The sequence below is a fragment of the Streptomyces sp. NPDC045678 genome (genome assembly GCF_056432085.1).
Window position 1 is genome coordinate 26,940 of record NZ_JBWKJS010000015.1, and the last position, 13,718, is coordinate 40,657.

The 13,718-nt window shown below is 72.6% G+C and carries 10 protein-coding genes; 2 read left to right on the forward strand and 8 right to left on the reverse strand.

The genetic code is table 11. The features are described from left to right. The first annotated feature begins 242 nt into the window (after positions 1-242). Both AC07DO_RS37905 and AC07DO_RS37910 read left to right on the forward strand, forming a co-directional pair. Positions 243-758 (forward strand): hypothetical protein, encoded by a 516-nt coding sequence (locus tag AC07DO_RS37905; protein ID WP_479066724.1) that lies wholly within the window; start codon positions 243-245, stop codon positions 756-758. A gap of 89 nt (positions 759-847) precedes the next feature. Then, a complete protein-coding gene (locus tag AC07DO_RS37910; RefSeq protein WP_479066726.1) occupies positions 848-1,492 on the forward strand; it encodes a zf-HC2 domain-containing protein in 645 nt (214 codons plus the stop codon). 108 nt (positions 1,493-1,600) lie between these two features. Here AC07DO_RS37910 and AC07DO_RS37915 read toward each other — a convergent pair whose 3' ends face one another. From AC07DO_RS37915 to AC07DO_RS37950, 8 genes are all read right to left on the reverse strand, one after another. Beyond that, positions 1,601-2,461, reverse strand: a complete 861-nt coding sequence (locus AC07DO_RS37915; protein WP_479066728.1) for an Fpg/Nei family DNA glycosylase — start codon at positions 2,459-2,461, stop codon at positions 1,601-1,603. Positions 2,462-2,471: 10 nt separating this feature from the next. Continuing rightward, the gene (locus AC07DO_RS37920) at positions 2,472-4,574 is read right to left on the reverse strand and encodes a SpoIIE family protein phosphatase (RefSeq protein ID WP_479066730.1); all 2,103 of its coding nucleotides are present in this window, start codon (positions 4,572-4,574) and stop codon (positions 2,472-2,474) included. A 132-nt stretch (positions 4,575-4,706) separates the two neighbouring features. Continuing rightward, a complete protein-coding gene (locus AC07DO_RS37925) occupies positions 4,707-5,651 on the reverse strand; it encodes a streptomycin biosynthesis protein (protein WP_479066732.1) in 945 nt (314 codons plus the stop codon). A 381-nt stretch (positions 5,652-6,032) separates the two neighbouring features. Then, positions 6,033-7,076: a 3-deoxy-7-phosphoheptulonate synthase gene (gene aroF, locus AC07DO_RS37930; RefSeq protein WP_479066948.1), complete on the reverse strand. Its 1,044-nt coding sequence runs from the start codon at positions 7,074-7,076 to the stop codon at positions 6,033-6,035. A 155-nt stretch (positions 7,077-7,231) separates the two neighbouring features. Continuing rightward, positions 7,232-8,467: a sensor histidine kinase gene (locus AC07DO_RS37935; protein ID WP_479066734.1), complete on the reverse strand. Its 1,236-nt coding sequence runs from the start codon at positions 8,465-8,467 to the stop codon at positions 7,232-7,234. 7 nt (positions 8,468-8,474) lie between these two features. Then, positions 8,475-8,978 (reverse strand): response regulator transcription factor, encoded by a 504-nt coding sequence (locus AC07DO_RS37940; RefSeq protein ID WP_479066736.1) that lies wholly within the window; start codon positions 8,976-8,978, stop codon positions 8,475-8,477. Positions 8,979-9,199: 221 nt separating this feature from the next. Then, positions 9,200-12,076, reverse strand: coding sequence for a helix-turn-helix transcriptional regulator (locus tag AC07DO_RS37945; RefSeq protein WP_479066738.1), 2,877 nt, complete (start codon positions 12,074-12,076; stop codon positions 9,200-9,202). 388 nt (positions 12,077-12,464) lie between these two features. Continuing rightward, positions 12,465-13,577: a DUF6777 domain-containing protein gene (locus tag AC07DO_RS37950; protein WP_479066739.1), complete on the reverse strand. Its 1,113-nt coding sequence runs from the start codon at positions 13,575-13,577 to the stop codon at positions 12,465-12,467. Positions 13,578-13,718 lie beyond the last annotated feature (141 nt).

Sequence of the window (13,718 nt, forward strand, 5' to 3'; positions counted from 1 at the left end):
TACGGAGCTAACGGTTAATCAAGGACCATTGCCGTCCAAGTACCTGAAAAGGAGTCATACAATTCCACCTGTGACGCGAACAACACAGGGCGGCTCACCTGCGATGAAACCGGCGCCCGGGTCAAGCCTCCGTAAAGCGCCTTGCTCAGCACCCCTCTCGGGTAATCGGCTGTCCTCACCGTGTGCCGGACTGGGGGGCCAGAGGCCGGTGACGCGCACGGACCGGAGGAAGGCGGAGCAGGATGCGGCACGAGAGCAGAGGAAACCCCGACGGCACGGAAGGCCCCCGGGGCGGCGAACTGGTCGTCCCCATGGCCTGGTTGTACGCCGAGTACATCGCCGACGAGCTGCTGCGCACCGGCGATCTGATGCCGCCCACCTCCTTCGAGTACCGGGCGGGGCGTGACGCCCTCGCCCTGACGATCTTCCTGTCGGACACCGAGGGTGAGCTGTCCGGCATCCGCGTGGTCTCCCAGCTGGACACCTGGCTGAGCCTGACCGCGTACGGCCAGCCCTGGCAGGACTGGGTGCGCGAGCGGATGGCGTTGCTCACGGCGGGCGCCGCCGCGGGCCCAGGGCCCGATCTGGACCTCGCCGACCAGGCGTGGCGCTGGCTGCAGGAGACCGAGCTCCTGGCGCCCGATCTGGACTCCGTGCCCGGCCGCGCCGTCCAGGGCGAGGAGGACGGGCCGAAGGTGTGGACCCCGGCGTGGCGGCTCGGGCTGCCGCTGGGGCACCTGGCGATCCATCTCTTCTGAGGCCGTTCGGCTCTTGAATGATTCCGCGTTCCGCTGCGTACCGGAGGAGGAACAGCACTCCGCACCGACACGGAACGGCAGGGAACGCCATGAGGCCCCTGGAGCGGCATCGTGACGCGGGCGCCTACGCGCTCGGCGTCCTGGACGAGGCGGACGCCTTCCGCTTCGAGGATCACCTCACGGAATGCCCGGCCTGCCTGCTGGCGCTCGACGAACTGTCCACGGCGACGCTCCAGTTGGAGCGCTACGGCCGGGCCACCCCGGCTCCGGTGGAACCGTTCGCCGCGCCCTCCCCCGGCCTCCTGGACCGCCTTCTGGGCCGGGCAGGGCTGCTCTCCGGCGTCCGGCGCGGTCGACGGCTGTGCTCGGTCGCCGTCGGGGCCGTCCTGGTGCTCGGCGCCTCCGCCATGACCCTCGCGTCGGCGGACGGGACGGGCCCGGTGCGGATCACCGCGCGGGACGCCCGCAGCGGGGTATCCGCCACGCTCACCGCCCGGGACCGTGCCTGGGGCACGGAGATCGGTCTTACGGTGCGGGACACGGCGCACGAGGAGCGGGTCTGCGAGCTGGTCGCCGTGGCCGCCGACGGGTCCGAGCAGACCGTCATGTCGTGGCGCGCGCCCGCGCCGACGGTACGGACGGAGGGCACCTCGGCCCTGCGCACCGCGCGGACCGACCGGTACGAGGTGCGCACGGCGCGGGGCGAGCCGCTCCTGACCCTGCGGCCGTCCTGAACCCGCGGCCCTCCCGACCCCGCGGCCCTCCTGGCCCTGCGGCCCTCCCGACCGTACGGCCCTCCTGGCCCTGCGGCCCTCCCGACCCCGCGGCGCCCCTGGACCGCGCTACTTCAGCAGCCTCGACATCCTCCGGTCCGCGAGCAGCTTCCCGCCCGTCTGGCAGGTCGGGCAGTACTGCAACGAGGAGTCGGCGAAGGAGACCTCCCTGATCGTGTCGCCGCACACCGGGCACGGCTCGCCGGTGCGGCCGTGCACGCGCAGGCCGCTCTTCTTCTCCGCCTTGAGACGGCCCGCCGCGACACCGCGCGAGCGCTCCACCGCCTCGGTCAGCGTGGCCAGCAACGCCACATGCAGCCCATGGACTTCCTCCTCGGTGAGGCTCGACGTGAGCCGGAACGGTGACATGCGGGCCGCGTGCAGGATTTCGTCGCTGTACGCGTTGCCGACGCCCGCGATCAGACTCTGGTCGCGCAACGCCCCCTTGATCTGCCGCCGTTCGCCCGCCAGGAGGCCCGCGAACCGTTCCTCGTCGAAGTCGGCGGCCAACGGGTCGGGGCCGAGCCGCGCGATGCCGGGGAGTTCCAGCGGCGCCTTTGTGACGTACACCGCCAGACGCTTCTGCGTGCCCGCCTCCGTGAGGTCGAAGCCCTCCCCCGTCGCCAGGGCCACGCGCAGCGCCAGCGGGCCCTTGCCGGGGCGGGGCACGCCCTCGGGAAGGCTGTCGTGCCAGCGGAGCCAGCCCGCACGGGCGAGGTGGGTGACCAGATGCGTCCCGTCGGCGTCGATGTCGAGGAACTTGCCGTGCCGCTCCACGGCCGTGACGGTGCGGCCTTCGAGGGCGCCGGGCGGCGGGTCGTACGTCTTGAGGACGCTGACCGCGGTGGGCAGCACGCGCTCGATCTCCCTGCCGACCAAATGGTCCGTCAGGAACTCGCGCAGCGCTTCCACTTCTGGCAGTTCGGGCATGGCTCTTCCCTCACTCCCGCTCTTCTCGGGCGGGCACGACGAACTCGCACCACACGCATTTGCCGCCGCCTCGCGCCTCCACGCCCCACACGTCCGCGAGCCGGTCCACCAGGAGCAGGCCGCGGCCCGACACCCCGGACTCGCCCGCGTCACGGCGGCGGGGCAGGGCGCTCGACGAGTCCTCGACGTCGACACGCAGCCGCCGGTCGGTGCCGGTCAGGACGCGCAGGGTCACGACCGCGGACCCGTCGGTGTGCATGAGCGCGTTGGTGATCACTTCGTCGGCCACCAGCTCGATCTCGTCGGCGCGCTCGGCGGCGCCCCAGGCCCGCACCGCGGCCCTGATCATGTGCCGGGCGTCCGCGAGCGCCTCCGGGTCGCTCGGCGCGACGTGCTGCTGGAGGCGGCCGCCCGCGCGGGGCGCGTCGTCCGTGCGGCGGCGCAGCAGCAGGAGCGCGGCGTCGTCGTCCCCGCCGCGGCCGTCGACGATGCCGCAGAGCCGGTCGGCGAGCCGCTGCAGGTCGCGGGGTGCGACGGCGGCGAGTTCCGCGAGGGCGCGCATGCCGTCGTCCAGGTCGGCGCCCGGCTCCTCGACGAGGCCGTCGGTGCAGAGCAACAGGGTCTGGCCCGGAGCGAGTTCGAGGGTCGTGACGGGGTAGTCGAGGCGGCCGAACTCCGCCGAGAGGCCGAGGGGCAGGCCGCCGTCCACGGAGACCCGGCGGCAGGAGCCGTCGGTGCGCTGGAGGAGCGGGTCGAGGTGTCCCGCACGGACGAGCCGCACGACTCCGGTGGACAGGTCGGTGTCGGCGTAGAGGCAGGTCGCGAAGCGGTCGGTGTCCAGCTCGTGCAGGAATCCGGAGGCGCGGGCCATGACGGTGGCGGGCGTGTGGCCCTCCGCCGCGTAGGCGCGCAGAACGATGCGGAGCTGGCCCATGACGGCGGCGGCGTGCGTGTCGTGGCCCTGTACGTCGCCGATGACGGCGCCCACGTGGCCGCCGGGCAGCGAGATCACGTCGTACCAGTCGCCCCCGATGTCCCGTCCGAGGGCCGCCGAGCGGTACCGGACGGCGATCTCCGCACCCGGCACGCCGGGAATGGTGCGGGGCAGCATCGCCTGCTGGAGGCCCTGTGCGAGGTCCTTCTCCTGCTCGTAGAACATGGCGCGCTGCAAGCTCTGCGCGATGCTGCTGCCCAGGGCGACCAGGACGTTGCGCTCGTCCTCGGTGAAGCCCGTCTTGTCCTGGTAGAGCAGGCCCAGCACACCGATGGGACGGGCCTGCGCGATCAGGGGCAGATAGGCGGCCGCGGTGATGCCGAGCTCGTCGATGTGCGGCCAGAGCAGCGGGTAGGATTCGGCGAAGTCGTCGGCCGTCTCGATGTAGCGCGGGGCGAGGGTGCGGACGACCTCGCTCATGGGGTAGTCCTCGTCGACGCCCGTGAGGCGGGTGCCGGGCACGAAGCTGCCCGCGGGGCCCTCGGCGACGAGCCGGATGCGGCCCGCCTCGACGAGTCCCATCACCAGGTTCGACGCGCCCAGGTGGGCGAGTCCGTGGGTGTCGCGCAGGACGTCGATGACGTCCCGGACCGTGCGGGCGTGCGCCAGCGCGGCCGTGGTGCCCTGGACGAGGCTCGTGGTGCGGCGTCGCTCCGCCTCCTCGTCGGCCCGCTCGCGCAGCGCGGCCGGGCTGTCGCCGAGCTCCCGGGTGGCGTCCCTGACGAGGCCCACGATGCGGCGCGGGCGGCCCGTGGCGTCCCGCTGGATGCAGCCCTGCGTGTGGGTCCAGCGCAGTGCCCCGGTGTGGCAGCGGATGCGGAAGTACGCGCCGTAGGTCTCGCTGCCGTCCTTCAGGGCGTGCGAGACGATCTGGTCGAGGCGGTGCCCCTCGACGGTCGGCACGCGGAAGGCGAGGGTCTCGGGCCTGTTGTCGTACTGCTCGGGAGGTACGTCGAAGACCTCGTGGGCGGTGGCGTCCATCGTCATGAGGCCCGTGTCGAGGTCCCAGTCGAAGCGGCCCGTGCGCAGCGCGGCCCCGTACAGCGCGAGGAAACAGCCGGCCGGTTCCCCGGCCGGCTGCTGTCCACAGCGGCTCTGCCCCGCCGGGTCGTGCTCCATGGGATCACGCTAGGCGGAGGCTCCCGCGGCCGCACGCGGGAGCACGGCGCCCGGGGCGGGGCACGGTCGCGGCGGGCAGGGCTCGGCCGTCCAACCGCGGGCGCCGCCCACTTGGACACCGTGCGGGGGCGGCTACGCCGTCTCCGCGACCTTGCTCTGGACCCGCATCGCCACCTCCGTCCACATCTCCGCGCTCTCCCCGGCCAGGTAGGCGACGATGCCCCTGCAGTGCGGCGGGACCTTCTCGATGATCTGGTCCCACTCGTCCATGCTGATCGTGTGGATGTTGAGCAGCCGCAGCAGGGTGCGGCCGATCTCGCTGAAGCGCAGCGCCGGGTCGGCCTTGAGACGCTTGACGGCGGCGGCGCGGTCGTCGGCAGCGTCCCGGTCGGGCACGGCCGTGGGGCGGCCGACCCGCGGTGCGGGGACCTGGCTGCCGTGGTCCGTGCGCTTCCCGCGCTGCGGAACGGGGTCCTCGCCGCGCATCATCCGGTTGCGTACGTCCCGTACCGTCTCCGGCGAGATGGAGGCGACGCGGGCCACCTGGCGCAGCGACAGGGCGGGGTTCTGCGCGATGAGCTCGCTGGCGACCCTGCGTCCTTCGGCGCCGTTGATGGGCCGCACCCGGCCGTCGTGGCCGATCCGGCTCTCCTCTCCGTCCCCGCCGCCCGGCGCACGCCTGCGGATGTCCGCGACGGTGCCGGGTGCGATGCCGCTGACCGAGGCGATCATCCGGTCCGACCACTGCGGGTGCGTGGCGATGATGCGGGCGGCCGCCCGCTTGCGGTCGGCCGTGGTCAGTGGCAGGCCGTGGGTGACGTTGGACTCGACGGCGAGGACGAAGGCGTCGTCCTCCGCGCCGTCGAAGTACTGCACGGCGATCTTGCGCTGCCCCTGGAGTTCGGCGGCGCGCAGCCGGTGCAGTCCGTCGATGACCCGCATCGTCGGGCGGTGCACCGTGATGGGCGGCAGCGGGGTCTGTACGACCGCCAGTGCCTGAACGTGCTCCGGATCGACGCCGGCCGTCCTCGGTGAATCTGCCGTCGAAAGCGAGCCGATCTCGACTTCGACGACCATTAATCGGTCGATCTCTGCGTGCTCGGGTGTTGCCAACTCAACTCCCCCTCAAGCTCTGATGTCCCCCGTGTGCGTGTCCCGGCATGCCGACCGGTCACGCCACACCGCCGCGCCGCGTACGCGTTCGCCCTTGGTCGAGGGCCCTGAAGTGAATGCGTTGCGCGCTCTGCAGCGTGTGTTCTCCCGGATCACGGCGGAGGGTGCGGCGCGCACGGGTGCGCCCTTCGCCGTCTTCAATCACCGCGATCGGATTCCGGGAATTCACGGAATCCGTACTGTCGGGCCGTGGGATGCATTTCCCCGGCCGGTCATGTTCACCTTAACAACGCGTTTTCCGGCCTGGTACCCCTCACTAGTGGCGCGCCACGGGCTCCGCCACCCCTATTCACCCCTACCGGCGTGCGCGCCGGCCGCGGACCCCGCGAGGGTGCGCCCCATCAGCGCGGACAGGGTCTCGACGGCGTGCGCCAGCTCGTCGATCTCCGCCTGGGTGAGGGCCTGGTCGCCGTCGCAGAGCGCGGTCCCCGGCTCGGGATGTACGTCGATCATGACGCCGTCCGCACCGACGGCGAGGGCGGCGCGGGTGAGCGGAAGGACGAGGTCCCTGCGGCCGCCCGAGTGCGAGGGGTCGACGACGACCGGCAGGTGGGAGAGGCGCTGGACGACCGGTACGGCGCTGATGTCCAGGGTGTTGCGGGTGGCGGTCTCGAAGGTGCGGATGCCCCGCTCGCAGAGCACGATGTCGAGGTTGCCGCGCTGGGCGATGTACTCGGCGGCCATCAGCCACTCCTCGACGGTGGCGGCGAAGCCACGCTTGAGCAGAACGGGCCTGCCGGCCGCGCCCACCTCCTGGAGCAGGGCGAAGTTGTGCATGTTGCGGGTGCCGACTTGCAGCATGTCGGCGTAGGGGGCGACGAGTTCGACGCTTGCCGGGTCGATGACCTCGGTCACCACGGGGAGACCCGTCTCGTCCCGTACGTCGGCGAGGATGCGCAGTCCGCTCTCGCCGAGCCCTTGGTAGGCGTACGGCGACGTGCGCGGTTTGAAGGCGCCGCCCCTGAGGAGCGTGGCTCCGGCCGCCTTGGCCATCCGGGCGGCGGCGAGGGTCTGCGAGGGGGTCTCCACCGCGCAGGGACCCGCGATCACGGTCAGCGTGCCGGGGCCGATCGGGACGCCCGCCACGGTCACCACGGAGCGGTCGAGGTGGTGTTCCCTGCTGACGAGCTTGTACGGCACCGAGATGCGCACGACGTCCAGGACACCGCGCAGGTGGGCGAGGTTGAGGGCGCCGAACGCGGCCACGTCCCCGACGAGCCCGACGATGGTGCGGGTCACGCCCCGGCTGACGAACGCGTCCCCGCCCGCCGTGCGCACCAGAGCGACGACGGCGTCCACATCGTGCTGCGTGGCCTCGGGGGCCATCACGACGACCAAGGGTTCCTCCCGTGGATGAGGCCGCGCCGACCAGCGGGACCGATCGCGGATACGTGATATTCCCCGGAATTCTTTCGGGCCCGTCGTGCGGGACCCTTCGGGGAATTACGTCGGGCGACCACGGTAGGAGGTGTCCGGGGTTTTACTCAATGAAGTCCCGCGCCCATGTCCAACTGCCCAATGTCTTCTACGCCTTTACGTGGATCTCCGGCCCGTGTCGGGAACGCGACTTCCACGGCGAGTCCGCCGTCCGGGTGTGCGCGGGCGCTGATCACCGCGTCGTGGGCGAGTGCGATGGCGTGCACGATCGCCAGGCCGAGACCGGGGTGGCCGTCGCCGGCCGTTCTGCCGGGGCCATGGAAGGGTTCGAAGAGCCGGTTCACCTGCTCGGGCGGCACGCGGTCGCCGGTGTTGGCGACGGAGACGACGGCGTGCCCGTCCCGTACGGCGGTGGTGATCTGCACCGTTCCACCGGGGCGGTTGTGGCCCACCGCGTTGTCCACGAGGCAGGACACCAGGCGCTGGACGAGCGCCGGGTCGCCCGTGACGGGCGCGGGCCCGACGGCGGCCGCCACCCGCAGCCCGTACCGCTCGCTCTCCGGTCGCGCGGATCGCAGTGCCCACTCGGCGAGGAGCGCGAGGTCCAGTTCCTCGGGGTGGACGAGGCCGCGGTGGCTGCCCGCGAGCGTCAGCAGGGACTCCAGGAGGCGGGCCTGCCGTTCGCTGATCTCCAGGAGCCGCTCGGAGCTCGCGCGAAACGTTTCCGCGGTGGCGTCGCGGTCGATGAGCGTCTCCCGCAGCAACGTGTGCTCCAGGGCGAGCGGGGCGCGCAGGGCGTGGGCGGCTTCGGCGACGAAGCGCCGGTGGGAGCCGAGGGCCGCTTCCAGGCGGCCGAGGAGCCCGTCCACGGTGTCGGCGAGTTCTTTGAGCTCGTCGGACGGGCCCTCGACGGCAAGCCGTTCGTGGAGGGTGTGCGCCGAGATACGCCGGACGGTGCCGGTCATCGCCCGCAGCGGGCGCAATACACGCCGGGCGACCAGCCGCCCGAGGACGGCCGAGGCCGCCAGCATGGCGGCGAGCGCGACACCGGACTGCGCGAGCAACTCCCGCAACTGGTCGGCGTGCTGACGGACCGCCTGTTCCTGGAGCCGCGCGAAGACGTCGCCGGAGCGGGCCGCCGACTGCACGCCGGGGTCCCCTCCGACGGAGCGGCCGGTACGCACGTCCGCCCCCGCTCCCGCCCCGTCGACGAGGACCCGGTCCGCGGGGAAGCGCAGGACGAGCAGGTACGTGAGCGCGAGCAGGACCGCCCCGGAGGCGACGAGCAGCGCGCCGTACAGCAGCGTGAGACGTACGCCCGCACGCCGCGAGGGCAGGTGCATGGGCCCCTCACATCCGGTGGCCGCCCCGAGGAACGGTCTCGACGACGGGCGGGGTGCCGGGCTTGGCTCGCGGGCAGCCGATCGTCACCTCGACCGTGGTGGTGAACGGGCCCGTCGCCGTGCCCCACACCCGTTTCGGGAGCTCGCCGACCGGGACGACACGGCCCCGGGCCGCGAGCGGACACTCCGGGACCGAGAACTCCTCGGGCGTGAGCGCCGACCGCTCTCCGGCACGCGAGGCGACCCGCCGCGCCGGGCCGAGGCCCGGGTCGCCACGTACGAGTACCGGGGGCGGCGCGGCCCGCGAACGGCCGCCGAGTGCGCGGACGCGCGCCACCGGTTCGGCGTGGGCGATCGTGCCGGACGCGGTCAGGAACAGCACACGGGCCCGCACCAGCCGTTCGGCCGGTCCTCGGCAGACCTCGCCGCCGGGCACGCCTGGCGGGTCCCGGTCGAGCACGACGTCGACGGCCTGGGCGGCCAGGGCCCTCATCGGGATGGAGCTGATCATGAATCCCACGGTGCCCGAGTGCCCGTCACGCACCGGTCACAGCCCGGCGCGGCTTCCGGGGTGCCGGTTCGTGCGGGCCGTTTCCTGTGGGCCGGTTGGGTCGGTGGCAGATCTTCGGACCGCGGTGTGACCGCCCGCCGCGTAGAAACGGAACCGCGTCACCGCGACGGCAGCCACGGCCTCACCGAGGGGGAGACAGGCGCATGACGGATGTCCGGTCGCTAGCCCACGTGCAGCCGGTCGCAGGCGTCGTGCGTCGCGGGTTCCTCGTCGTCGCCCGGCCCCGTCACCGGGCCGATCTTGGCCGCGAGGTCCGCGCGCCGCTGGACGGCGAGCTTGCGGTAGGCACGCGTCAGGTGCTGTTCGACGGTGCTGATGGTGATGCAGAGCTTGTCGGCGATCTGGCGGTTGGTGTGGCCGCGGACGGCGAGCGTGGCCACACGGAGTTCGGCGTTGCTGAGTTCGTCGGGATGTCGGCGGTTCCCGGCCGACCACGGCTGCTCAGCCGGGTGCGGGCTGCCCGGGTCGGCCGCGGACGGCGGCACGGGCATGCCGCACTCCCCCGCGAGCCGCTGCGCCTTACGGGCCAGGGCCCTGGCCCCACCGACCTTGCCCAGCTCGCGCTGCGTACGGGCCAACGCGTCGATGGCGCGGACGAGTTCGATGCGGTGTCCGCGGTCCCGCAGGATCTCGACGGCCTCGCCGAGCAGCGCCGGCCGGTGCGCGGCCTTCAACGTGCCCGCGAGCACGCGCAGCGATACCGCGCGCACCCAGCCGTTCCGACCTCCCGCGAGGGCGAGCTGCTCCTCGGCGAGGGCGCGGGCGCGCTCGTCGTCGCCGAGCGACAGGTGGGCCTCGGCGGCGTCGGTGCGCCACGGGACCAGCGCGGGCAGGTCGAAGCGGCGCCGCCGCATGAGGTCCCCGCAGGTGAGGAAGTCGTCCAGCGCGGCGTAGGGCCGTCCTGCGGCGAGGTAGTAGTGACCGCGGGCCCGGAGGTAGAGCAGCCCGTCGGTCGTCTGGAAGGCCGAGTCCGGTACGGGTACGGCGAGTTGTTCCGCCGCCTCGTCGAGCCGCCCCATCAGGGTGCCGGTGAACAGTGCGGTGGCGACGGGCGCGGCGACGGCCACGCCCCACCCGTCCGCCGGTACGAGGGTGAGTGCCGAACGCGCCAGCTTCCGCGCGGTGGCGAGAGCGCCCGCCCTGAGCTCGATGCGGGCCCTGGCAGCGGCGAGCAGCGCCTGCCACAGGGGCGCGCGCCGTTCGGCGGCCTCGTTGAGCAGCGTCTCGCACCAGAAGGCCGCCGCCTCGAGGCGGTCGGCGAGCACCAGGGAGTCGACGGCGACGAGGAGCGCCGTGACGGTGTCGTCGTCGAGCCGGGTGGACTGCAGGATCTGCTCGGCCCTGACCACCACGTCCTTGCCCGGCCCGTCGAGGAGCGACGTCACCAGGCTCGCCGCCCGCCGGTGCGGGCTGCGGGCCAGGGCCGCCGCGTGTTGCGGGGTGGTGTCCCGCGCGGTCGTGTGTTCCGGTGTCCCGCCGGGGGCGGTGCAGTCGGGCACGGAGAGGCCCGGATAGGCGTACGTCAGCCACAGGCGCGGGCAGTCGTGCCGGTGAGGTGTGCCGGTACCGGTCCGGCCGGGCCGCTCGGCGCTCTGCCGCTCGACGGCACGGAGCACGTCGAGGGCCCGTTCCGGGCGGCCGAACCACAGCAGGTGGCCGACCAACGCGTCGGCGTGCCGGGTGCCGAGCCGTCCGTCCAGCGCGGCGGCCGTGAGCTCGGGCAGGTGCTGGGCGACGCCGGCCGGGTTGACGCGCCACAGGGCCCGCGTGAGGGCGGCCCGTATCTCCAGGGACTGGTGGGCGTCGGTGCTGGTGTCGCGGGCGATGCGCAGGCAGGTGAGGGCGAGGTCGACCTCGTCGTCGGCGAGGGCGCGCTCGGCGGCCTCGATCAGGGTGCGACGCGCCCAGGGCGCGTCGACCGTCCCGGCCGCGATCAGGTGCCGTACGACCGCGGACGCGGCCGCTCCGTGCTCGTGCAGGACCCGGGCGCAGCAGGCCTCGACGCGGGCGCGGTCGGCGGGCTCCAGGCTCCTGAGGACCGCGGTGCGCCCCGCTTCGTGCCGGAACCAGCCCGCGTCGAGGAGGCCCGCCTCGTTCAGGGCGCGCAGGCTGCGCAGGACCGATTCCCTGCCGACGCCGAGTACCTCCGTGAGTTCGGCGAGCGACATGTCGGGGCCCGCGACCGCCAGCGCCCACGCGGTGCGGCGGGTGGCGAGGTCGCTGCGGTAGAGGCAGGTGGCGACGGCACGGACGAAGGACTCGCCCGGTACGGGACCGCCGGAACCGGCGGCCGCGGCGCCCTTGGCGCGGTGGTCCTCGATGAGCGCCCGGGTCAGGAGCGGGCTGCCGCCGCCCATGTGGAGCAGTTCGGGGACGAACGTGCGCGTCCCCCACCCCGGCGCACCGAATGCAGAGATCATTTCTGCGACTCCGGACCGCTGGAGCGGGCCGAGCCTGATATTCCGGCAGCCGGGCAGACGCAGTAAATCGACGCGCAATCTCGTATTGCCCGCCAGGAAGTCGCTGTTCTCTCCCAGCACGACCAGAATGCGGCTCACGGCCAGTCGGCGCGACAGGTACAGGAGGCATTCGAGCGAGTCTTCGTCCGCGTGCTGGACATCGTCGATACTGAGCACCAGGGGCCTTTCCCTGGATTTTTCGAGCAGCAGTCCACAGAGTTCCGGAATCCCGTCCATCGCAACGGCGGGCCGTTCGCCGGCCACCCGTCGCGAGCGGGCCGAGTCCGCGACGAGCGCCACGAGCCGTGTCGCACGGCGGGCGTCAGCCCCGGGCAGACCGGCGCCGAGAAGCAGTTGCCCCATGACTCCGAGAGGCAGGTCCGTCTCCGCGCCGGACGCTGTGGCCTGCAGATGGAGTGCGCCCTTGGATGTGACGCGCGTGCCGAAGGCGCGCAGCAACGCGGTCTTGCCAGTGGCGACGGCGCCACTCACCATAAGGACGCCGCCGTGCCCGCTCTCGGTTGAGGCGAGCATGTGTTCCATGACGGAAAGTTCTTCACCACGATCCACCAAGTTCATGAGCCGACTTCTCCCCCGCGGCTGATGGCTGGTCCTCGGGGTGGCCGGAAGACCGGTTGGATCCCATGCTTGGACTTGACCGGCCACCCGACCGACGACTCTGCCATATTTGAAAATCAACTACCAGCGCCATTTGACTCAATGCCATGCCATAACCGATGTGAATGCGCCACCCCCCAACCAATCGGACGCGCCCGCTCCATATCATTCGAAAACTCCGTCGTATTTGCCTGATGACTGAACTCGGCAATATTCCAGAACGCGGTTGCGATGCGGGGAAAGGACGTCCGTGGCGACAGGGGCGACAGCGACGAGAGGGCCCGGGAACGATTGGCGCGTTCCGCATGGCCCTCTCACCCGCCGTCTGACCGATATGGCTCCCCGCCGCCTACGAGGGCAGCGCCGGCGAGGGGCAGCCGGGCGGGAGCGGCGACGCGGGGTGGGGAGGCGTGCCCGTCCGCGTGGGGCAGCCGGTCGGGGAGTCTCCGGCGTCCTCGTCCGGGCTGGACTCGCCAGGGCTGGTGCCCTCGGGGCTGGTTCCGTCGGGGCTCGTCCCGTCAGGACTGGTTCCGTCGGGACCGGTCTCGTCGGGATCGGTCTGACCGGAGCCGGTCTCGTCCGGGCTCGTCTCGTCGGGCTCCGTCTCGTCCGGATCCGTGGGTGTCGGGCTGGACGGCGAGGGGGACGTCGGGCTCGGCGTGGTCGGCGTCGGCGTGGGTGTGGGGGTCGGCGGCTTCGTCGGGCGGTCGTGGTGTGCCTTCCCGTCGCCGATCTTCCGCTCGATCCAGGTGTTGTTGACGATGTTCACGATGGTGATGTCGACGATCGGCCGCGGCGCCGGGGTCACCACGACGACCCGCGTCGGCCGGTAGCCGCTCCACGCCTGCCCGTTGTGCCGGGGCGAGCGCTCGAACGCGACCGGCGGCTTCAGCGGATTGCCGCAGGCGCAGCGCACGCGCGGCAGGCCCCGGTCGTCGACGAGGACAGCCGTGCCGGTCTGCAGGACGGACTGGAAACGCGTGGGCGAGCCGTCGCGGAAGCCGTGGTTGGTGACGCGCGTGTCGGCCCGCAGCACCACGGGGGTCAGCCCGCGCAGATAGCCCGGGACGTCGGCCTCCTCGATGTCGGAGGCCTGCGCGAACGCGCGCGCCTTCCCCCGGTCGTCGGTGAGGAAGCGCACCTGCCGGTCGACGTCACAGCTGCCGACGTTGTACGTGCCGCCGTACAGTCCCGGTGTTCCGCCCGGGATGGAACGGGTGCCCTGCGGGGTCGCCGATCCGGTGGGCGACGGTTGCGGCGAACGGGTGACGGGCTGCGGGGAGGCGCCGGTCTCCGCGGTCGACTCGGTGAACGGGTCGGGGCCCTGGGCGGCGACCGGCTGCATGAACGGTTCGCTGCCGCCGTCGGCGGACTTCTTGTCGCCGTCGCCCGAACAGCCCGCCACCGCTAGGGCCGCGGATATCGCGAAGACGATCGCGTGGGTCCTGGTGGATGTGCGCACCGGTTCTCCCGCCGTTGCCGTGCCGTGTGCCCCCGCTGACGGGGGTGTTCCGCCATTGTTTGCGGGGGTTCCCGCGGGCCCGCAAGCCGGGCGTGCGGCCCGGTCGGCGTACGGAAAACCCTGGTGGGCAGCACAATGGAC

What these genes read in the sequence shown, in the direction of transcription:
- AC07DO_RS37905 (WP_479066724.1), top strand. Translation starts at nt 243, where the DNA reads ATGCGGCACGAGAGCAGAGGAAACCCCGACGGCACGGAAGGCCCCCGG.
- AC07DO_RS37910 (WP_479066726.1), top strand. Translation starts at nt 848, where the DNA reads ATGAGGCCCCTGGAGCGGCATCGTGACGCGGGCGCCTACGCGCTCGGC.
- AC07DO_RS37915 (WP_479066728.1), bottom strand. Translation starts at nt 2,461, where the DNA reads ATGCCCGAACTGCCAGAAGTGGAAGCGCTGCGCGAGTTCCTGACGGAC.
- AC07DO_RS37920 (WP_479066730.1), bottom strand. Translation starts at nt 4,574, where the DNA reads ATGGAGCACGACCCGGCGGGGCAGAGCCGCTGTGGACAGCAGCCGGCC.
- AC07DO_RS37925 (WP_479066732.1), bottom strand. Translation starts at nt 5,651, where the DNA reads ATGGTCGTCGAAGTCGAGATCGGCTCGCTTTCGACGGCAGATTCACCG.
- AC07DO_RS37935 (WP_479066734.1), bottom strand. Translation starts at nt 8,467, where the DNA reads ATGCACCTGCCCTCGCGGCGTGCGGGCGTACGTCTCACGCTGCTGTAC.
- AC07DO_RS37940 (WP_479066736.1), bottom strand. Translation starts at nt 8,978, where the DNA reads ATGATCAGCTCCATCCCGATGAGGGCCCTGGCCGCCCAGGCCGTCGAC.
- AC07DO_RS37945 (WP_479066738.1), bottom strand. Translation starts at nt 12,076, where the DNA reads ATGAACTTGGTGGATCGTGGTGAAGAACTTTCCGTCATGGAACACATG.